Origin of the sequence: Collimonas arenae (assembly GCF_001584165.1) — a bacterium.
Classification (GTDB): domain Bacteria; phylum Pseudomonadota; class Gammaproteobacteria; order Burkholderiales; family Burkholderiaceae_D; genus Collimonas; species Collimonas arenae.
In genome coordinates, this window is record NZ_CP013233.1 from 1,632,027 (window position 1) to 1,652,486 (window position 20,460).

The 20,460-nt window shown below is 58.5% G+C and carries 14 protein-coding genes and 2 pseudogenes; 11 read left to right on the plus strand and 5 right to left on the minus strand.

Features of this window, described 5'->3' with window-relative positions:
* Window positions 1–6 precede the first annotated feature (6 nt).
* Entirely contained in the window at window positions 7–888 is an 882-nt protein-coding gene (locus CAter10_RS07755; protein WP_061532969.1) for an EamA family transporter, read from the minus strand.
* A gap of 74 nt (window positions 889–962) precedes the next feature.
* Window positions 963–2,135, minus strand: a complete 1,173-nt coding sequence (locus tag CAter10_RS07760) for a GNAT family N-acetyltransferase (RefSeq protein ID WP_335339741.1) — start codon at window positions 2,133–2,135, stop codon at window positions 963–965.
* 163 nt (window positions 2,136–2,298) lie between these two features.
* Here CAter10_RS07760 and CAter10_RS07765 point away from each other — a divergent pair, with 163 nt between their 5' ends.
* From CAter10_RS07765 to CAter10_RS07790, 6 genes are all read left to right on the plus strand, one after another.
* Window positions 2,299–4,350: an NAD(+) synthase gene (locus CAter10_RS07765; protein ID WP_061532970.1), complete on the plus strand. Its 2,052-nt coding sequence runs from the start codon at window positions 2,299–2,301 to the stop codon at window positions 4,348–4,350.
* Window positions 4,351–4,542: 192 nt separating this feature from the next.
* Window positions 4,543–4,881, plus strand: coding sequence for a P-II family nitrogen regulator (locus tag CAter10_RS07770; RefSeq protein WP_038487829.1), 339 nt, complete (start codon window positions 4,543–4,545; stop codon window positions 4,879–4,881).
* A gap of 264 nt (window positions 4,882–5,145) precedes the next feature.
* Complete coding sequence (locus CAter10_RS07775; RefSeq protein WP_061532971.1) at window positions 5,146–6,390, plus strand: SfnB family sulfur acquisition oxidoreductase; 1,245 nt, start codon at window positions 5,146–5,148, stop codon at window positions 6,388–6,390.
* A gap of 125 nt (window positions 6,391–6,515) precedes the next feature.
* Window positions 6,516–7,724 (plus strand): SfnB family sulfur acquisition oxidoreductase, encoded by a 1,209-nt coding sequence (locus tag CAter10_RS07780; protein WP_061532972.1) that lies wholly within the window; start codon window positions 6,516–6,518, stop codon window positions 7,722–7,724.
* Between the two features lie 16 nt (window positions 7,725–7,740).
* The gene (locus tag CAter10_RS07785) at window positions 7,741–9,108 is read left to right on the plus strand and encodes an LLM class flavin-dependent oxidoreductase (RefSeq protein WP_061532973.1); all 1,368 of its coding nucleotides are present in this window, start codon (window positions 7,741–7,743) and stop codon (window positions 9,106–9,108) included.
* Between the two features lie 140 nt (window positions 9,109–9,248).
* Complete coding sequence (locus CAter10_RS07790) at window positions 9,249–9,875, plus strand: class I SAM-dependent methyltransferase (protein ID WP_061532974.1); 627 nt, start codon at window positions 9,249–9,251, stop codon at window positions 9,873–9,875.
* Here the strand turns inward: CAter10_RS07790 and CAter10_RS07795 are convergent.
* The gene (locus CAter10_RS07795) at window positions 9,872–11,983 is read right to left on the minus strand and encodes a TonB-dependent receptor family protein (RefSeq protein WP_061532975.1); all 2,112 of its coding nucleotides are present in this window, start codon (window positions 11,981–11,983) and stop codon (window positions 9,872–9,874) included. The two genes, CAter10_RS07790 and CAter10_RS07795, sit on opposite strands and share 4 nt — an antisense overlap.
* A gap of 337 nt (window positions 11,984–12,320) precedes the next feature.
* On the opposite strand from CAter10_RS07795, the gene CAter10_RS07800 reads away from it, so the two are divergent.
* From CAter10_RS07800 to CAter10_RS07815, 4 genes and pseudogenes are all read left to right on the plus strand, one after another.
* Window positions 12,321–12,800 (plus strand): acyl-CoA thioesterase, encoded by a 480-nt coding sequence (locus CAter10_RS07800; protein ID WP_061532976.1) that lies wholly within the window; start codon window positions 12,321–12,323, stop codon window positions 12,798–12,800.
* A 77-nt stretch (window positions 12,801–12,877) separates the two neighbouring features.
* Window positions 12,878–13,797, plus strand: a pseudogene (locus tag CAter10_RS07805) (bestrophin family protein).
* Window positions 13,798–13,819: 22 nt separating this feature from the next.
* Complete coding sequence (locus CAter10_RS07810; protein WP_061532977.1) at window positions 13,820–14,782, plus strand: Dyp-type peroxidase; 963 nt, start codon at window positions 13,820–13,822, stop codon at window positions 14,780–14,782.
* 47 nt (window positions 14,783–14,829) lie between these two features.
* On the plus strand, window positions 14,830–15,975 hold the full coding sequence (locus CAter10_RS07815; RefSeq protein WP_061532978.1) for a PA0069 family radical SAM protein: 1,146 nt from the start codon (window positions 14,830–14,832) through the stop codon (window positions 15,973–15,975).
* A gap of 11 nt (window positions 15,976–15,986) precedes the next feature.
* Here CAter10_RS07815 and CAter10_RS07820 read toward each other — a convergent pair whose 3' ends face one another.
* Both CAter10_RS07820 and trxB read right to left on the minus strand, forming a co-directional pair.
* On the minus strand, window positions 15,987–16,631 hold the full coding sequence (locus tag CAter10_RS07820; RefSeq protein WP_061532979.1) for a Smr/MutS family protein: 645 nt from the start codon (window positions 16,629–16,631) through the stop codon (window positions 15,987–15,989).
* 75 nt (window positions 16,632–16,706) lie between these two features.
* The gene (trxB, locus tag CAter10_RS07825) at window positions 16,707–17,663 is read right to left on the minus strand and encodes a thioredoxin-disulfide reductase (protein ID WP_061532980.1); all 957 of its coding nucleotides are present in this window, start codon (window positions 17,661–17,663) and stop codon (window positions 16,707–16,709) included.
* 426 nt (window positions 17,664–18,089) lie between these two features.
* Here trxB and CAter10_RS07830 point away from each other — a divergent pair.
* Window positions 18,090–20,434: pseudogene (locus CAter10_RS07830) on the plus strand (DNA translocase FtsK).
* The last annotated feature ends 26 nt before the right edge of the window (window positions 20,435–20,460 follow it).

Genomic DNA, 20,460 nt, shown 5'->3' on the forward strand with positions numbered 1-20,460 from the left:
CGATTGTTATGACTGTCGACGTAGGGCAATCAGCAGGCGCGCGCCGAACTGGTTCAGCGCCAGACCGCCCAGCACCAGCAGGCCGGCGACGATTTTCCACCATTGCAGCGATTCGTCCAGTATGAGCGCCGCGCTCAGCATGCCGACCAGCGGCACCAGCAGTGAGAATGGCGCCACGGTCGCGGCCGGATATTTGCGCATCAGGATGGTCCAGATGCCGTAGCCGACGATGGTGTTCGGATACGATTGATACAAGACCGCCGCCACCGACACCCAGCCAAAGTGAGTGAATGCATCGTGCCACGCGGCAGGGCCTTCCAGCACCGCCGAAGCCAACAGCAACGGCGGCGACGCCATCAGCGAACCCCAGGCCATCAGCGCTAGCGGATTGAGCTTGCCCATTTTCTTTGTGACGATATTGGCGCTGGCCCAGCTGAAGCCGGCGCCAATCACCATCAGGAAGCCGATCACGGTAGCCTTCGCCTCCAGGTGGGTGGCAACCAGCACCATGCCAGCTAATGCCACAAAGGCGCCCAGCAACTGCGTCGCCAGCGGTCGCTCACCCAGCAGCAGTACCGCCAGTCCGATGGTAAAGAAGGCCTGCAACTGGATTACCAGCGAGGCCAGGCCAGCGCCCAGGCCGAGTTTCATACCGGAGAACAGCAGGGAAAATTGCAGCGCGAACTGGAACAGCCCGAAGCCGATCAGCAAATGCCACGGAATCGCTGGCCGCTTGATGAAAAATACCAATGGCAGCGCGGCGAAGACAAATCGCAATGCCGAAAACAGCAGCGGCGGCAAACCGGCCAGGCCGATCTTGATCACTACGAAATTCAATCCCCAGATAGTGACGGTCAGCAGGGCTAGCAGGATGTCGGTCGGTTGCATGGTTTCTCATTGTCTCTAGTTGTTTTTATTTATTCGTATGATTTTTTCTGCGATGGTACGACGGGTGTCTGGGGTTAAAGTGTCTCCGAACGAAATGGATTGCGGTCATTCAGCTCATCCATGTAGTTGTTGATGCCGTGCGCTTCCTGTTTCAGGAAATCGGCCACCGCATCGGCGAAACCCGGATGCGCCAGCCAGTGCGCCGACCATGTCTTTTGCGGCAGGAAGCCGCGCGCCATCTTGTGCTCGCCCTGGGCGCCGCCTTCGAAGCAGGCGATCTTTTGCGCGATACAGAATTCCAGCGGTTGATAGTACGCGGTTTCAAAGTGCAGGCAGGGCACTTCTTCAATGGCGCCCCAATAGCGGCCATACAGGGTTTGCCCGGTATAGACCAACAGTGATGAGGCAATCGGCTGGCCGTCGCGCTCGGCGATGATCAGCAACAGGTTGTGCGGCATGCCGGCGGCAATCCGGAGGAAGAAGTCCAGGTTCAGGTACGGCGTTGAATGATGCGCGGTGTAGGTGCGGCGATAGCAGCGATTGAAGAAGATCCAGTCTTCTTCGGTGGCGTCCTCGCCGCGCACGTGGCGAAAGCGCACGCCAGCCTCTGCTACCTTGCGCCGTTCGGCCAGGATGTTCTTGCGCTTCTTGCGCTCCAGCGTGACAAGGAAGGCAGCGAAATCGGCATAGCCGGCGTTGAGCCAGTGGAACTGGACACCGCTGCGCAGCATGAAGCCGGCCTCTTGCAAGGCACTGGCCTGGTCTGCCGGCGGATACAGGATGTGGGTCGACGAGGTTTGCGTATCCTTGCGCAGCGACTGCAACACGGTAATTAACGCCGCCCGTGCCTGATCGTCGCGCGCCAGCAGCCTGCCGCCGGTAACCGGCGTGAACGGAATGGCCGACAGCAGCTTGGGGTAATAGTCGAAGCCGTTGCGCTCGTAGGCATCGGCCCAGGCCCAGTCGAACACATATTCACCGTAGGAGTGAAATTTCACGTACAGCGGCAGGGCGGCAATCAGCTGCGGCGGCTGTTCGGCGTCGTCCCATAGCGTCAGATATTGCGGCTGCCAGCCGGATTTTTCCGAGGCGCTGCCGCTTTCGTGCAATGCATGCAGGAAAGCGAAGGACAGGAACGGGTTGGCATCGGCTTGCAGGGCAAGCAGTCCATCCCAGGCGGCCTGGCCGACTTCGCTCAGGGATGAAATGATGCGCGTGCTGATCTTGGTTGTTGTCTTGTTAATCAAGGACTTTGCGAACCGTGAGTGTGGAGGGCGGAAACATGAAGTTTAGCACTCTAGCGGCCTGCTCTGAGAGAGAGCCATTAGCGTGCGATAATTGAACGCATCACGCAGAGCATGGATGCCGCCTGTGCGCTCCAGGACTCGACAGCCAACGCAGGAAATAATGATGACAAAGAATAGATTTCTGAACCTTTACTCCCATGATTTTGCGCGCGTTGCAGTCGCCATCCCGCGTTGCCGGGTGGCCGATCCCGCTTTCAACACCGCCGAAACCATCGTGCTGGCGCAGCAGGCCGAGCAGCAAGGCGCGGTGCTGGTGGCGTTTCCGGAACTGGGTTTGTCGGCCTATACCTGCGACGACCTGTTTCACCAGCGCGCCTTGCTGGATGCCTGCGAAGCCGCATTGGGCATGGTCGTGGAAGCCTCGAAAAAGCTGTCGCTGGTGATGATCGTCGGCTTGCCGCTGCGGGTCGAGCATCAACTGTTCAACTGCGCGGTGGTGATCGCCGATGGCCGTATCCAGGGCGTCGTGCCGAAGAGCTACCTGCCGAACTATGGCGAATTCTACGAAGCGCGGCAGTTCAGCGCCGCCGATAACACGGCAGTCACCAGCCTGCAATTGCTGGGCGCCAGCGTCCCGTTCGGCACCGGCTTGCTGTTCGAGGTGGCCAATTTGCCGCTGTTGCGTTTCCATGTCGAGATTTGCGAAGACGTCTGGGTGCCGATTCCGCCATCGTCGTTTGCCGCGCTGGCCGGCGCCAGCGTGCTGGTCAATCTGTCAGCCTCGAACGCGCTAGTGGGCAAGGCCGGCTATCGTCATCAACTGGTCGCGCAGCAATCGGCGCGCTGCTTGTCGGCCTACCTGTACACCTCGGCCGGCAAAGGCGAATCGTCGACCGACCTGGCCTGGGACGGCCAGGGATTGATCTACGAAAACGGCGAATTGCTGGCGGAATCCGAGCGTTTCCTGGACGATTCGCACATCATCTTTGCCGACATCGACCTGGAACGCCTGTCGCGCGAGCGCATGCGCCAGACCACCTTCGGGCAATCGGTGCGGCGGCATGCCGACGAAGTGTCTCGGTTTGAAGTGATCCGTTTCGAACTGGCATTGCCGCTGGACAAGGCGTTGCCGCTGACGCGCAATATCGAGCGTTTCCCCTATGTGCCGTCCGACCCCAAACGGCGCGATGAGCGTTGCACCGAGGTCTACAATATCCAGGTGCAGGCGCTGGTGCAGCGTCTGTCGGCGAGCAAGATTTCCAAGGTGGTGATCGGCGTTTCGGGTGGGCTGGATTCAACCCATGCGTTGCTGGTGTGCGCCAAGGCGATGGATAGACTGAAGCTGCCGCGCGCCAACATCCTAGCCTATACCATGCCGGGTTTCGCCACCAGCGAGCGTACCTTGCTGCAGGCGCGGCAACTGATGCAACTGGTCGGCAGTACCGCGGCGGAGATCGACATCCGCCCGAGCTGCCTGCAAATGCTGAAGGACCTTGGTCATCCTTACGCGGAAGGCAAGGAGCAGTACGACATTACTTTCGAAAACGTGCAGGCCGGCGAGCGCACCAATCATTTGTTCCGGCTGGCCAATCACAATCATGCAATCGTCATCGGCACTGGTGATTTGAGCGAGCTGGCGCTGGGCTGGTGTACTTATGGCGTGGGTGATCACATGTCGCATTACAACGTCAACGCTAGCGTGCCGAAAACGCTGATCTCACATCTGGTGCGCTGGGTGGCCGAGACCGGCGCCATCGGCGACCAGGGGGCGGATGTGCTGTTGAATGTGCTGGATACCGAAATCAGTCCGGAGCTGGTGCCAGGCAAGGCCAACGGCAAGCCGGAACAGATCACCGAAAACGTCATCGGGCCGTACGAGTTGCAGGACTTTAACTTGTATTACACCTTGCGCTACGGTTTCGCGCCGTCGAAAGTGGCGTTCCTGGCACTGACGGCCTGGCACGACAAAAACCTGGGGCGCTGGCCGTATGATGCACATGTGGCGCGCAATCAGTATGACCTGGCAGCCATCAAGCGCAATCTGGGAATTTTCCTCGACCGCTTTTTCAGAACCAGCCAGTTCAAGCGTTCCTGCGTGCCGAATGCACCGAAGGTCGGCACCGGCGGTTCCTTGTCGCCGCGCGGCGATTGGCGCGCGCCGAGCGACTCGGAAGCGACAGTGTGGCTGGCCGATCTGGCTGGGATTCCCGATTAGTTGCTGGCCAAGAGCAGGGAGCAAGCGAGTTAGTTGTCTGATGCAATGTGTTTTAAAACCACTTATTGACCTGCGCATATAGACAAATAGAGTTTTTCATATACTCTTCTAGCTTGCGCTTGATCCGGGCCGGGTCGCCGCCTCGCTCAAGCATGCTGCAAAGATTTATGTTTATCGCCTAAAGGAGTTGTCATGAAGCAAATTACTGCCGTTATCAAACCATTCAAGCTGGACGAAGTGCGGGAAGCTCTCGCCGAAGTCGGCGTCACCGGTTTGACCGTGACTGAAGTCAAGGGCTTTGGCCGTCAGAAAGGCCATACCGAGTTGTACCGCGGCGCCGAGTACGTGGTCGATTTTCTGCCGAAAGTGAAAGTCGAATTGGTGATCGACGATGCGCTGACCGAACGCGCTGTCGACGCAATCATCAAGGCGGCGCGTACTGGCAAGATCGGCGACGGCAAGATTTTCGTGCGCAATATCGAGCAAGTGATCCGCATCCGTACCGGTGAAACCGGCCCCGATGCAGTTTGATGTAGCACGCTGAGCTTAATCACTATCTTCCCATCCGCTATCCTGCCGCGGTCGTTCGTAACATTGGATGACTGACCGCGGCACCGAGTTCATCAATTCCTTTTCCACATATTGAGTGCAGTGAAAAATCCGTAAGGCATTTTTCGCATACCGTCACGCGTTTTTCTTATTGGACGGGTATTGTCGCTGCACGTTATCTTCACATCTTCAACCGCCAACCGCAGTCACGAGCTGCGAGCGGCCATGCCATAGAAGAGGTGATTCATGTCGTCAAGCGCGACACCCGCAATTGAAACCAGCCAGGCCGACCTGTTACCCCGGGTACTGCCGGCGCATCGCATCAGCAATGATCAAGAAGCATTGGAAATAGCGCAAGCGCTGGCCGCCGAATTCCGTGTCGGCGCCAGCGAGCGCGACCGCCAGCGGCGTCTGCCTTGGGATGAGATCGAAAAATTTTCCGCCAGCGGCTTGGGTGGCATCACGGTGCCGCGCGAGTTCGGCGGCGCTCAGGTATCGTATCGTACACTGGCTGAAGTGTTCCGTGTGCTGTGCGCTGCTGATCCGGCACTGGGACAGATACCGCAAAACCATTTCGGCATTCTGGGTGTGGTTGCACAGAGTGCCAACGCCGCGCAAAAGGCGCGCATCTATGCTGCCGTGCTGAATGGCGAGCGTATCGGCAATGCCGGTCCGGAGCGCGGCACCAAGAACATATTGGAAATGAAGGCGCGCCTCATCGAGACGCCCAACGGCTATCGCCTGAACGGCAAGAAATTCTATTCAACCGGCGCCTTGTTCGCGCACTGGGTACCTACCAAGGCGCTCGACGAGCAGGGGCGTGTGGTGTTGGCTTTCGTCCGGCGCGGCGCGCTGGGCCTGAAGATTGTCGACGATTGGTCCGGCTTCGGCCAGCGCACTACTGCGAGCGGTACAGTGTTGCTGGACAACGTTGCGGTACCGGCCGAGGACGTGCTGCCGATTTACGCATCGGGCCAGCTGCCGAGCCTGCAGGGGCCGGTGTCGCAATTGATCCAGGCCGCCATCGATGCCGGTATTGCCGACGCCGCTGTCACCGACGCCATTGCCTTCATTCGCACCCGTTCCCGGCCCTGGGCCGACAGCGGCGTCGAGCGTGCCAGCGATGATCCTTATATCATCCGTGATATTGGCGATCTCAAGATACGGCTGCATGCGGCTAATGCGCTGCTGGCCAAGGCCGGCACGGCGCTGGACCAGATTGCTACGGCAGTGGTCGACGCAGACGCATCGGCGCGCGCTTCGATTGCGGTTGCGAAAGCCAAGGTGCTGACTACTGAAATAGCTTTGCACGCCAGTGAAAAATTGTTTGAACTGGCTGGCTCAGCAGCAACGCTGGCAGAACACAACCTGGACCGCCACTGGCGTAACGCCCGCACTCATACCCTGCATGATCCGGTGCGCTGGAAGCTGCACGCAATCGGCAATTACGTGCTGAACGGGATTGCGCCAGCGCGCCATTCCTGGAATTGATGCAGGTTGCCGATGCCTCGCAGGCACGGCAAGACAATCAATGAATGCCTGAGCCGGCAGTGGCTGCGCACGGGTATTCATTCAAACATAGAACGGATCTTCGTTCACTCGACGGAAACAACACCATGACTACGCATATCAAGTCTGCCGGCGGCCCAGTCGTCCGTATTCTCGACGATATCCAGGCGCTGGCCGCGGCCCGCGCGTTGGCGGCGGGGTTCGCCAAGGGAGCCAGTTTGCGCGACCGCGAACGGCAACTGCCTCTGGCCGAGCTGGAACAATTCTCGCGCTCCGGCCTGTGGGGCATTTCAGTGCCGCGCGCCTACGGCGGGGCCGGCGTCTCGCATGTCACCTTAGCTGAAGTAATCGCCACGATTGGCTCGGCAGACGGTTCGCTTGGCCAGATCCCACAAAATCATTTCTACGCGGTCGAGGTTTTGCGTGTCAACGGCAGCGAGGCGCAAAAACGCTTTTACTTTGAGCGCATCCTGGCCGGAGAACGTTTCGGCAACGCGTTGGCCGAACTTGGCACACGTACGTCGCAGGAACGTCGCACCCGGCTCAGCAAGGATGGCGACGGCTTCCGAATCAATGGCCGCAAATTCTATGCAACCGGCGCACTGTATGCGCACCGCATCCCAGTATCGGTGATCGATGACGACGGCGTGCAGCAACTGGCCATCGTCAAGCGCGATGCCGCCGGAGTGAGCGTGATCGACGATTGGTCGGGATTTGGCCAGCGTACTACCGGCAGTGGTTCGGTGGTGTTCGAGAATGTCTGGGTCGAGGCTGACGAAGTGGTGCCGTTTCAAAGCGCGTTTGAACGTCCAACCTCGTTGGGACCGGTGGCGCAGCTGTTGCATGCGGCGATCGACATCGGCATCGCACGCACCGCACTGCAGGACGCGGCAGTGTTCGTGCGTACCCGTTCGCGTGCCTGGATCGATAGCAAGGTGGAGCGTGCGATCGACGATCCGTTGACTGTGCGCGAGTTCGGCGATCTGTCGGTTCGTCTTAGTGCGGCAGAGGCGCTGTTGGAATTGGCCGGAGGCGCGGTCGATATTGCCGCTCAGGCGGCGACGGCGGATACGGTAGCCGCCGCCTCGATTGCGGTGGCGGAAGCACGCGTGTTGACCACTGAAGTATCGTTGGCGGCCGGCAGCAAACTGTTTGAGCTGGCCGGCACCCAGGCCACCTTGTCCGAAAATAATCTTGACCGGCACTGGCGCAATGCCCGCACCCATACCTTGCATGATCCGGTGCGCTGGAAATATCACGCGGTCGGCAATTACTATCTCAACGACAAGAACCCGCCGCGCCACGGTGCGATTTGAGCACCTGAGAATTCCTATGCCAAAGAAGCAAATTCGCCTGAACGCCTTCAACATGAATTGCGTCGGGCATATCAACCATGGCTTGTGGACCCATCCACGCGACCGTTCCACAGATTACACCAGCCTTGAATACTGGACCGACCAGGCCAAGCTGCTCGAACGCGGAAAATTCGACGGTTTGTTCCTGGCCGACATCGTCGGCGTCTACGATGTCTACCAAGGCTCGGCCGACTTGACCCTGCGCGAATCGATCCAGTTGCCGGTCAACGATCCCTTGCTGCTGGTGTCGGCGATGGCTGGCGTCACCCGGCACCTCGGCTTTGGCGTCACGGTCAACCTGACCTACGAAGCGCCGTATCTGTTCGCGCGCCGCATGTCGACCCTGGATCACCTGACGCACGGCCGCATCGGCTGGAATATCGTTACCGGCTATCTGGACAGCGCCGCCAGGGCAATGGGTTTGCGCGAACAGCCGGAACACGACCAACGCTATGAGCGCGCCGAGGAGTTCATGCAGGTGCTCTACAAATTGTGGGAAGGCAGCTGGGAAGACGGCGCTGTCCTGCGCGACCGCCAGCGCCGGGTGTTTGCCGATCCGGCCAAGGTGCATCCAGTCAAGCATGATGGCCGTTACTATCAGGTCGACGGCTATCATTTGAGCGAACCGTCGCCGCAACGCACGCCGTTGCTGTACCAGGCGGGCGCCTCTGACCGCGGCCAGCAATTCGCCGCGCGCCACGCCGAGTGCGTATTCATCTCCAGTCAGAAACCCGAGGCAGCGCGCAAACTGGTGGCCGATCTGCGCGATCAGGCAGAAATGGCAGGACGCCAGCGCAATGATTTGAAAATCTTCATGGGCATCTCGGTCATCGTTGCGCCGACGGAGGCCGAGGCGCGCGAAAAATATGCCGAGTACTGCCGCTATGCTAATCCGGAAGCCGGCCTAGCGCATTTTTCAGCCGGCACCGGTTTCGATTTTTCCACCTACGGCATCGATCAGCCGATCAAGCCGGCCAGCAGCAATGCGATGCAATCTGCCGTCAAAGCCCTAACCGCGCCGGATGCCGGCTGGACTGTGCGCAAACTGCTGGACCAGCTGGCGCTGGGCGGGCGCTACGTCACCATCGTCGGCTCGCCGCAACAGGTGGCCGACCAAATGGAAGCCTGGATCAGGGATGCCGATATCGATGGTTTCAACCTGACCCGCACCGTGGCGCCGGAAAGCTTTGAGGATTTCGTCAATCTGGTCATTCCCGAATTGCAGGCGCGCGGGTCCTACAAACTCGATTATGAGGATGGGACGTTGCGCGAGAAACTATTCGATACGGGGCAGGCGACTTTGCCGGCACGGCACCCGGCGGCGGGCTTCCGTCAATTGGTTTGATAATGCCAAGCCCGACGACTCGCTGATGCCGTTGCCCGAGCGATCAAACGGAGTCAAGGAGTGGTGCCAAGCGGCAAGAGGAAATATCGAACGGGTTCGAATCTCAGCAAAACCAGAGCGATTCGATTACAGTATCGGACATGACACTCTTACCTACCGATCTGGAACACATAGCCGCCCTGACGCTGGAACATTACAACCTGCGCGCGGAGGACTTTCGCGAAGGCACCCGCGATCACGATGTCAGCCAGAATATCGCGGCGTTGCTGCGCCATATTGACGGTGCGCCGCCATTCACGATCCTCGATTTCGGCTGTGGACCGGGGCGTGACCTGCGCACCTTCAGCAAGCTTGGCCACACCGCCATCGGAGTTGAAGGCGCCCCACGTTTTGTTGAGATGGCGCGTGCCGATAGCGGCTGTGAAGTCTGGCAACAGGATTTTCTGAAGCTCGATTTGCCCGCGGAGCATTTTGATGGCATCTTTGCCAACGCCGCGTTGTTCCACATTCCAAGCCAGGAACTGCCGCGCGTTTTGCTGCAATTCCATGCCGCGCTCAAGCCCGGCGGCGTCCTGTTCAGCTCCAATCCGCGTGGCGCCAATCAAGAAGGCTGGAACCATGGGCGTTACGGCAGCTATCACGATCTTGAGGCGTGGCAGCGTTTCATGGGCGATGCCGGCTTTGTCGAACTTGAACATTACTACCGGCCGGCAGGGCTGCCGCGCGAGCAGCAGCCCTGGCTGGCCAGCGTCTGGCGCCGTTCTTAGAACGTGTAACGTCCCTGCACGTACACCATGCGCGGCGCACCCACCATTCTGCCGGCGTTGCTGTCGACGTTGCGTGTGTAATAGCGTTTGTCGGTCAGGTTGTTGATACCGGCAAAAACGTCGAAGCCCTTGGTGTCCGGCACTTTCCAGTCGATTTGCACATTCAAGGTGCGGAAGCCTGGAATCTCGCCGTTGCTGCCATCCGCCGTCTCGGCGATGGTGTTGGCGTTGTCGGCAAACTGCCGGCTTTGATGCGTGCTGGACAGGTTGAAGCCCCATGGTCCGGTCTGGTAGCGCGCGCCGATGGTGTCGGTAGTGCGCGAGTAGAACGGCACGTCCAGGCCACGGTTAACCCCTGAGTCCTGAAGTGCCCGGGTGTAGGTGTAATTGGCGAACAGGTTCAATCCGGCCAGTCGGCCATCCTTGTCAAAGGCATAGTCGACTGCTATTTCAATGCCGTCGTGCTTGGTTTTGCCGATGTTCATGAAGGTCGCGGGGAGGGTGCCGGGAACCTGCTGGATCTGATTGTCGAAGCGCATGTTGAATACCGTCACTTCGGCCGACAACTGCTTGCTCTTCCAGCGTGCGCCGGCCTCAATCGTCTTGGCCAGTTCCGGGATCAACGGGTTGTTAGGCGTCTGCGAATTCAACTGGGTGTTTTGCACCGGTCCGAACGAGGTGGTGTAATTCGTGAATAGCGTGATGTCGCGGTTCAGCAGGTAAGCGATGCTGAGCGACGGCAATGGCTTGTTATTTTTTGTTTCGAAGGTATTGCCGGTCTTCAGGTCGTCGCGGGTCGAATGGATATGTTCGAAGCGGATCCCTGGCGTAATGCGCCAGGCGCCAAACGAAATCTTGTCGTCGATGTATGCGGTATGCGCGTCGGTGGCGTTTTCGAAAGTGGTTTGCGGGGTTTGCGCGCCGCTGGCGATGACCTGGTTGAAGTTGTTGTCGTCGCCGCGCTCGCGGATATAGCGATAGCCGACCGTCACATCGTTGGTGGTGTTGCCGAGATTGAAGCGCTGCGTGTAGCGCGGCTCAACGCCCAGCACCTGATAGTTGCGCGGTTGATGCACCAGGTTGGCATAGGAAATCAGCACGCTCTGGCGGAAGCTTTCGTTGTAGTAGGTGCGGACTTCGAATTCCTGGGTATCGGACAGCGTATTCAGATAGCCGGCATCGAAGCCCTTGCGGGTGCCGCTCCAGAAGTCGGTTGGACGCGTATTCTGAAACGGGTCCGCATTGTATTGGGCGACAGTCAAACCGCCTGGCGTGCGCGATTTGACGTCGTAGTAGGAGGTCTTGCCGAAGAATTCGGACGTTGGCGTCAGTTTGTAGCGGAATTTCAAGGCAAAATCGTTGACGGTTTCTTCGCTGCCGGCGCGCCAACTGGAGCCGTCCGAACCGGAGTACAGCAAGGCCAGGCCGAGGCCGTTGTCAAGCTGGCTGCCGATGAACGTGCTGTATTGCTTGTTCGATTTCCCATCCTCGTAGTTGTTGTAGCGCACCGAAGCATCGGCGGTCAGGCCAGGCTCATCGGGAATCGCGCGCGTCTTGAAGTTGATGATGCCACCGACGTTCTGCGGGCCGTAGCGCACCGCGCCGCCGCCGCGCACCACATCGATCGATTCAATATTGTTCAGGCTCACCGGTGCAAACGACAATTGCGGTTGGCCGTACGGCGCAACGGCCAGCGGGATGCCGTCCAGCAGCACCGTGGAACGTGGCGAATAACGCCCGGTCAGGCCGCGCACGCCGATGTTGAGCGAGATAGCGCTACCAGCGGTGCCCGAATTGTCGGTCGATTGCACGCCTGGAATGCGGCGCATCACGTCGCCGATGTTGGCGGCCCCGGTGTTCTCGATTTCTTCCTTTTGCACCACCGTGCGCGCACCCGGATAGCGTTTCACGCTGTTCTGCAATCCGCTACCGAGCCAGTCGCCACTGACCTGGATGGTTTCCAGCGCCGTGCCGTTGGCATCGTCTGTCAGTGTTGCGGACTGTTGGGCGAGTGTGGGGCCGGGCAATGCCAGGAAAGCAAGCGAGACGGCTGTTGAACATTTCAAACGACGGGCGATAGGGGACTTGCAGCTCTTGGTCGAGACCATTTTTATACTTCTCCAAGGGATAGGCAGGATGCTAGCGCTGGCTGGTCCTGCTCATGGCGCGACATCGTCGGTTGGAGAGAAGTGGCTGGGTCGCATCGACATTAATGGTAATGATAATTATTCTCGACTGTATCGTCAAACGAAATGTATCGTGCCGTAACCGATTGTGTTTTTTTTGATCTGCCGGAACGATATGGTGGAAGTGGCGGAATCCGCCGGTGCCGCCGATGGCAAGCGGCTGTATTTCGCTGCCCCTGATCCTTGCTACTGGAGTTCGTTTTAGGATAGGCTTGTCGCTTGCACACCTTCCTTCAAATAAAGAGAAATCCCGTCAACTATGGATATGCCATCCCACCAACTCACCATGACCGTGCTGATGTCGCCCGACATGGCTAATTTTTCCGGCAATGTGCATGGCGGAGCCATTCTCAAACTGCTCGACCAGGTGGCCTATGCCTGCGCCAGCCGCTATGCCGGGCAATACGTGGTGACCCTGAGCGTCGATCAGGTTACCTTCCGCCAGCCGATTCATGTGGGCGAGCTGGTCAGCTTCCTGGCCAGCGTCAACCACACCGGCACGTCGTCGATGGAAGTCGGCATCAAGGTGGTGGCCGAAGATATCCGGACCCAGGTGGTACGCCACGTCAACAGCTGCTTTTTCACGATGGTGGCAGTAGACGGCGAGCGTCGACCGGTGGCAGTGCCGCCATTAAGGCCGTTCAGCGGCGACGAAAAACGCCGTTTTCAAGCCGCCATCCTGCGCAAGCAGTTGCGCCAGGAGCTGGCACGCCGTTTTGAAGAGGTCAACCCGACCTGAATCGGCGCCGCCGATTTGACCCGGACGGTCGTATTTTCACGCTCTCGGAGCGCTACAAATTTAGGGACGAGAACGTCATGATTGTAAGACCGATGCAAAGTTGGTTTCGTATGCTTTTTGTTTGGAACGGCTCAGTGCTGCAAACGATCATTCCGCAATTGATTGTGATAGGGATTTTGAGCAGTTTGGCGGTGTTGACGCATGGTCGTGTTTTTGGCGAAAAAATTCCGCTGAGTACGGTGCCATTTACATTGTTCGGCCTGACCTTGGCGATTTTTCTGGCGTTCCGAAACAACGCCAGTTATGCGCGGTTCACGGAGGGGCGGCAACTTTGGGAAACCTGCTGATCTCATCACGCACGCTGATGTCGCAGATCCTGTGCTATTTGCCCGACAGCGTCGATGAGGCGGGGCGCACGCACGTGGCCAATACGCTCATTGCATTCACCTATGCACTAAAACATCAATTGCGTGGGACCGATGCAAGCGCGGATCTGGTGCGCCTCATCGGCAAGCAGCGGACCGAGGAGTTAGCAAGCAAGCGCTATAAACCTGTTGCGATTCTTAACGACATCCGCAGCCATCTTGCCGCCCCCAAGGGGCTGAGGCAGGAATCCGACATGACCCGCTGGATGCTGGACCAGCAAATCAATGAGCTCGAGAAAAGTGTCGGTGGTTGCGAGCGGATAGCGTCAACGCCCATCCCTTTTGCGTATAGCGTGTTGCAGCACCGTACGGCATACTCCTATTGCATGTTGCTGCCGTTTGGCCTGGTTGATTCAACCGGGATTTTTACGCCGCTCATCTGTGTTTTCATTGCCTATACGTTCATCGCACTGGAGGCGATTGCGAACGAAGTGGCAGAACCGTTTGGCCTGGCACCAAACGCCTTGGCGCTAGACGCAATTACACGAACCATTGAACGTTCCATTCTTGAGCTATGCGGTCGTGAAATCCCTGGGGAAATCACGCCCGTGCGTCCATATCAATTTACCTAAATACATACAGGATCAAACAAATATGGCAATCCCACAGACCATGCTTTCAGTAGTCGCTCGCGACGAAGTGCATTTGCAGTTTACGTTGAAGGAGAACGTCGACATCAAGCAACTGTTCAAAACGCTCGGAAAGCTTTGGGAATCGGAAATAACCGGCATAGCAGATCCGACGCTCAACCAGCATCATCAATTGACCGGGGGTACCGCAAATGTTGTCCTCGGATTCAAACCTGAACTGTGGCGGGAAGTTTATCCCGTGGATGTTCCTGACAATCTGCATTCTTTTGATCAAGATATCGTAGGCATCAACGGCATGGCCGCTCCTGCGAGTCAGCACGATCTCTGGATCTGGATCACGCAGTCAAACGCCGCAACGCTGTATGACAGCATGAGCAAAGCGATGTCGCTGCTCAGTCCTTTTGCCGATCTTGCCAGCGAACAGATTTGTTTTCCCTATCATAACAACGTGACATTCGACGGCTTCGCGGATGGCGTTGCAAATCCGAATCCATTCCGCGCCAACAGTGTGGCCATCATTCCTGACGGTGAAAAAGGCGCGGGCGGGTCTACCGTATTGATTCAGAAATGGCGGATGGACGTTGAGAAATTGAGGGGCTTGTCTGTGCACCAGGCTGAAAATGTCTGGGGCCGGACCAAAGCCGGGAGTCACCAGTTATCGCCATTGCCCGAAGATTCTCACGTCGGCAGGAACCAGTTCAGAAGAAGCGGCGAAGAAATAGACATCGTTCGCAGAAATGCTAATTACGGCAATACGAAAGAGGCGGGTATCATGTTTGTCGGCTTTTGCCGCGATATTACGGTCACATTGGGGATGCTGAAACAGATGTACGGCGTAGGCCCAGATGGCGTCTCGAAAACGGACCGGTTGCTGGAGTTTTCTTCCGCACTTTCCTCGGCAATCTATTTTGTGCCTAGCCTGGATGCTTTGTCGAAAATGAATATCTCGCCTGCAGATCCTGACTAAGAATTTGCGCTAAAATACTGTATGCATATACAGTATTTGGTGGGGTCATGTCAGATAATCAAGCAAAGTCACGCGTGGGGGTAATGCATTTCCACGCGCCCGAGGGCGCCCGCAAGGGCCGTGGCGCCACCGGCAACATCCAGGGGCGCTACGAGATCGGGCAGCGTGAGGATTTCGATGATGGCTGGGGCGACGAGGTTGATGCAGAATCGGCAGCGCCGCTACGCACTGTGGTCACCGAAGAGCTGGCCAAAAGCATCCTCAGCCGCAACGCCTCGCCGGACTTGCCTTTCAATGTGTCATTGAATCCTTATCGCGGCTGCGAACACGGCTGCATTTACTGTTTTGCACGGCCATCGCATAGTTACCTGGGACTGTCGCCCGGGCTGGATTTCGAGAGCCGGATATTTGCCAAGGTCAATGCGCCAGAACTGCTGATGCGCGAGTTGGCCAAGCCATCCTACCAGCCCGAGCCGATTGCGCTGGGCATCAATACCGACGCCTATCAGCCTTGCGAGCGCGAACTGCAACTGACGCGGCGCGTCCTGCAGGTTCTGCACGATTGCGAGCATCCCGTGGCACTGATCACCAAGTCGTCGCTGATTGAGCGCGATATCGATTTGCTGGCAGCCATGGCGGCCAAGCGGCAAGCGGTGGCGGCTATCACCATCACCACGCTCGATCCGGCCATTGCGCGGACACTGGAGCCCCGTGCCACGACCCCGGTGCGCCGTTTGCGTACCGTGCGCACGCTGGCCGAGGCCGGCATTCCGGTTAGCGTTAGCATTGCGCCTGTGATTCCTTTCATTACTGAGCCCGATCTTGAGCGCGTGATTGAGGCGGCGGCAGAGGCGGGCGCGCTGCGCGCCGGTTATATCGTGTTGCGCCTGCCGTGGGAGGTGAATCCGCTGTTCCAGGACTGGCTCAATGCGCATTTCCCGGAACGCGCAAAGCGCGTGATGAATCGCATCCGCGAGATGCGTGGTGGCGCCGATTACGAAGCCGATTTTGGCAAGCGCATGCGTGGCGAAGGGGTGTGGGCGGATCTGTTGCGGCAGCGTTTTGAAAAAGCCGTGGCCCGCGTCGGGCTAGGGGAGCGTGGGTCGTTGGGGATGCTGGATGCCAGCCGCTTCAAGCGTCCTTATGTGCCCTCGGAAAAGGACCGCTTGTCAGGCCAGTTGGGTTTGTTTTAGGTGGTGCGATGTCATGTCTGGCCTTTCAGGAGTACCAGCAGCGCACCGGAACCGCCTTCGGCTGCGGTGGCCTGGCAGAACGCCAGCACTTCATCCTTTTGTACCAGCCAGCTGCGCACCTTCGATTTCAGCACCGGCTCCTTGTTGATCGAGCCCAGCCCCTTGCCGTGGATGATGCGGACGCAGCGCCAGCCGCGCTTGGCAGCCAGTCGCAGGAATTCGGCTAGAGCTTCGCGCGCTTCATCGCGGCGCATGCCGTGCAAATCGAGTTGCTGCTGGATAGTCCAGTGGCCGCGGCGCAGCTTGCGCATGACATCGGGGCCGATGCCATTGCGAGTGAAACTGAGCGTTTCATCTGTGTCGAGCAGGGTTTCGATGTTGAAATCGTCAGACAGCGATTCTTCCAGCGCGGCTTGCTCGTCGGCCAGGTGCTGGCGGGCGATCGGCAACGGGCGCGGGATGTCGGGTATGAATTTGGGTGGCACCGCCAGCGGTTTGACGTTGCCGATGCTGCTGCGGAAAATGTCGGCGTCGCGCCGGGCTTCCTGTTCGCGCCGCTTGGCTTCAGCGGCAGCAGCCTGGCGTGCTTCGTCCTGCGCCTTGATTTCCTTGCGCAGCGATTTGAGGGCGCTGAAGTCTTTGATCGGGCCGGCCATGATGTTGTGCGTCTGCGAGTAATGAAAGGCGGCGTTGGCAGGGTGGACACATCGTGTCCACCCTTGACTGTTTGCTTAGTCTTCCAGGAAGCGCTGTGCATCCAGCGCCGCCATACAGCCGGTGCCGGCGCTGGTAATGGCTTGGCGGTAAATGTGGTCCTGCACATCGCCGGCGGCAAACACGCCCGGCACGCTGGTCGCGGTGGCCATGCCTTCGAGACCGGTTTTGGTCTTGATGTAGCCGTTGTGCATCTCCAGCTGGCCTTCGAAAATGCCGGTGTTCGGCTTGTGGCCGATCGCGATGAACACGCCGTGCAAGGTGATCGGCGTGATGCTGCCGTCGGCGGTCGACTTGATGTTGATGCCGGTGACACCGCTGGCGTCGCCGGTGACTTCGTCCAGCGTGTGGTTGTACTTGATGACGATCTTGCCTTCGGCCACTTTGGCGTTGAGGCGGTCGACCAGGATCGGCTCAGCGCGGAACTTGTCGCGACGATGGATCAGCGTGACCTTGCTGGCGATGTTAGACAAGTACAGCGCTTCTTCAACCGCAGTATTGCCGCCGCCGACCACGGCGACTTCCTGGCCGCGGTAGAAGAAACCGTCGCAAGTGGCGCAGGCGGAAACGCCTTTGCCCATGAATGCTTCTTCCGATGGCAGGCCAAGGTACTGGGCCGAAGCGCCGGTGGCGATGATCAAGGCGTCGCAGGTGTATTCACCGGAGTCGCCGATCAGGCGGAATGGCTTTTCCGACAGCTTGGTGGTGTGGATGTGGTCAAAAATGATTTCAGTTTTGAATTCTTCCGCATGCTTGAGCAGGCGCTGCATCAGTTCCGGACCTTGCACGCCGTGCGGATCGCCGGGCCAGTTTTCGACATCGGTGGTGGTCATCAGTTGGCCGCCTTGCTCGACGCCGGTAATCAGCACCGGATTCAGGTTGGCGCGGGCGGCGTATACCGCGGCGCTATAGCCGGCAGGTCCGGAGCCGAGGATCAGGACGTGGGCGTGCTTGGCAGGTTTGGTGATGGTCATTGTTGCCTCAGATAACGGATGTCAAAAACAAATGCGGGACAGTGCTTCGCAGTCGCTGTAGCGTGTGAGCGGCGCTGTTCCCTACTAATAAGACGACATGAATACAGATTTAGGGCCGCTGGTGGCGGATAATATTGTCAAGATCGTCAAATTGCCTGTAAAAACTCGGTAAGATTATAGTCGAGCTGCCAGCCATGCGTGTGCACCGCATCAAAAATCGGCGCTAGCGACGCCTGGTTTTGGGGCTGTTTCAGATAGAAACATCAAACATCGACTAGTTATATTGGTATTGGGTGCATAATTTCAATTAACTATCGCAGAATTGATGCATGGCATTTAATCTAGATAAGACAAATATCGCGGCATCGCTGAGAGATGGCGACGCAGCAACAATGTAGTGATAACACAGCAACACCAACCGGATTTATGACTAGAACAAGCCAAGCCTATACTCGCAATACCAAACCGCAGGAGGCCCAGCCGCTGCCGAGCCGCCTGGTGCGGCTTTTGTATGAAGCGCGCTGGATCATCTTTGCGGTGCTGACCGCGTATCTGGTGATCATTTTCGCCAGTTATTCCAAACTCGATCCGGGCTGGTCGCGTTCTAGCGGCGGCGGCCAGCTGCACAACTGGGGTGGGCGCGTTGGCGCCTACCTGTCCGATTTGATGCTGTTCGTGTTTGGCGCTTCCGCCTGGTGGTGGTGTGCACTGCTGTTCAAGGTACTGTGGAACGGTTACCAACGCATTTCGCGGCGTTTTCTGGTGGAAAAGAATGCTGAGCCGGAGCATCACCAGGAAGGCTTGATCCGCGGCGCAGGTTTTGTGCTGATCGTGATCGGCAGCATGGGTCTCGAATTTACCCGCATGCATTGGCTGGCGGGTCGCGTGCAGTTGCCGCGTGCGCCTGGCGGTGTCTTAGGTCAATTGATCGGCAGCGGCGCGCAGTCGGCGCTGGGTTTTACCGGTGCGACCTTGTTTCTGTTGCTGCTGTTTGCTATCGGCATCAGTCTGTTCTTTCACGTGTCTTGGCTAACGGTGGCAGAGCGCATCGGCGCAGGCATCGAGAACGGCCTGTTGTGGCTGAAGAATTTCTACGTCGCTCGCGAAGACCGCAAGGTGGGGCAGGTTGCCGCCGTCAAGCGCGAGGAAGTGGTGGTGCAGGAGCGCGCCAAGATCGTGGTGGCGCCGCCGATCCGGATTGAACCGCAGGTTGTTGCGGTACCGAAGTCGGAACGGGTCGAGAAGGAAAAGCAAAGCACGCTGTTCCAGGATTTGCCGGATACCAACCTGCCGCCACTGTCGTTACTGGATGAAGCGCCACCGCAGCAGCAGACCGTCAGTGTCGAGACGCTGGAATTCACCAGTCGTCTGATTGAGAAAAAGCTGTCCGATTTCGGTGTGCAAGTCAAAGTGGTGGCGGCCTATCCGGGGCCTGTGATTACCCGTTACGAAATCGAACCCGCGACCGGCGTCAAGGGCAGCCAGATCGTCGGCCTGGCGCGCGACCTGGCGCGTTCGCTGTCGCTGACCTCGATCCGCGTGGTGGAAGTCATCCCGGGCAAGATGTACATGGGCCTGGAACTGCCAAATCCGAAGCGCCAAATCGTGCGTCTGACTGAAATCCTCGGTTCCAAGGTCTACAACGACGGCGTTTCCAGCCTGACGATTGCGCTCGGCAAGGATATCGCCGGCCATCCGGTGGTGGCCGATCTGGCCAAGATGCCGCACTTGCTGGTGGCGGGTACCACCGGTTCAGGTAAATCGGTGGGCATCAACGCCACCATCCTCTCCTTGCTCTACAAGTCCGATCCGAACCAGGTGCGCCTGATCCTGATCGATCCGAAGATGCTGGAACTGTCGATCTACGAAGGCATTCCGCATCTGCTGGCGCCAGTCGTGACCGACATGCGCCAGGCCGGGCATGCGCTGAACTGGGCGGTCAACGAGATGGAGCGCCGCTACAAGCTGATGTCGAAGATGGGCGTGCGTAACCTGACGGGCTACAACCAGAAGATTGCCGAAGCCGACAAACGCGAAGAAAAAATCCCGAATCCGTTCAGCCTGACGCCGGATGCGCCGGAGCCGCTGGAAAAACTGCCGACTATCGTTGTCATCATCGACGAGTTGGCCGATCTGATGATGGTGGTCGGTAAAAAGGTGGAAGAATTGATCGCCCGCATCGCGCAAAAAGCACGCGCCGCCGGTATTCACTTGATTCTGGCGACACAGCGCCCATCTGTAGATGTGATCACCGGCCTGATCAAGGCCAACGTGCCGACCCGGATTGCTTTCCAGGTCAGCAGCAAGATCGACTCGCGCACGATTCTCGACCAGATGGGTGCGGAAGCGCTGCTCGGCATGGGCGACATGCTCTACATGCCGCCGGCACCGGCTTGCCGATCCGCGTGCATGGCGCGTTCGTGTCGGATGAGGAAGTGCATCGGGTCGTTGATTATCTGAAGGAACAAGGCGAGCCGAATTACATCGAAGGAATATTGGAAGGCGGCGTGCTGGAAGACGGCGCCGACGGCGCGGTCGGCGGTGCAGCCACCGGCGGCACCGAAGGCGATGAGCTTTACGACCAGGCGGTGGCAGTGGTGCTGAAGAACCGCCGCGCCTCGATCTCGCTGGTCCAGCGCCATCTGCGCATCGGCTACAACCGCGCCGCGCGCCTGCTGGAACAGATGGAAACCAGCGGGCTGGTTTCAACCATGCAATCCAACGGCAACCGGGAAATCCTGGTGCCGGCGGGGAATGGCAATACGGAGTAATTGAACATGCAAAAGAAAATAACCGC

Bases quoted from the DNA above. Each gene is read 5' to 3' on its own strand.
- CAter10_RS07770 (WP_038487829.1), top strand. From the start codon at position 4,543: ATGAAGCAAATTACTGCCGTTATCAAACCATTCAAGCTGGACGAAGTG.
- CAter10_RS07780 (WP_061532972.1), top strand. From the start codon at position 6,516: ATGACTACGCATATCAAGTCTGCCGGCGGCCCAGTCGTCCGTATTCTC.
- trxB (WP_061532980.1), bottom strand. From the start codon at position 17,663: ATGACCATCACCAAACCTGCCAAGCACGCCCACGTCCTGATCCTCGGC.
- CAter10_RS07810 (WP_061532977.1), top strand. From the start codon at position 13,820: ATGGCAATCCCACAGACCATGCTTTCAGTAGTCGCTCGCGACGAAGTG.
- CAter10_RS07755 (WP_061532969.1), bottom strand. From the start codon at position 888: ATGCAACCGACCGACATCCTGCTAGCCCTGCTGACCGTCACTATCTGG.
- CAter10_RS07785 (WP_061532973.1), top strand. From the start codon at position 7,741: ATGCCAAAGAAGCAAATTCGCCTGAACGCCTTCAACATGAATTGCGTC.
- CAter10_RS07795 (WP_061532975.1), bottom strand. From the start codon at position 11,983: ATGGTCTCGACCAAGAGCTGCAAGTCCCCTATCGCCCGTCGTTTGAAA.
- CAter10_RS07815 (WP_061532978.1), top strand. From the start codon at position 14,830: ATGTCAGATAATCAAGCAAAGTCACGCGTGGGGGTAATGCATTTCCAC.
- CAter10_RS07790 (WP_061532974.1), top strand. From the start codon at position 9,249: ATGACACTCTTACCTACCGATCTGGAACACATAGCCGCCCTGACGCTG.
- CAter10_RS07800 (WP_061532976.1), top strand. From the start codon at position 12,321: ATGGATATGCCATCCCACCAACTCACCATGACCGTGCTGATGTCGCCC.
- CAter10_RS07775 (WP_061532971.1), top strand. From the start codon at position 5,146: ATGTCGTCAAGCGCGACACCCGCAATTGAAACCAGCCAGGCCGACCTG.
- CAter10_RS07765 (WP_061532970.1), top strand. From the start codon at position 2,299: ATGACAAAGAATAGATTTCTGAACCTTTACTCCCATGATTTTGCGCGC.
- CAter10_RS07820 (WP_061532979.1), bottom strand. From the start codon at position 16,631: ATGGCCGGCCCGATCAAAGACTTCAGCGCCCTCAAATCGCTGCGCAAG.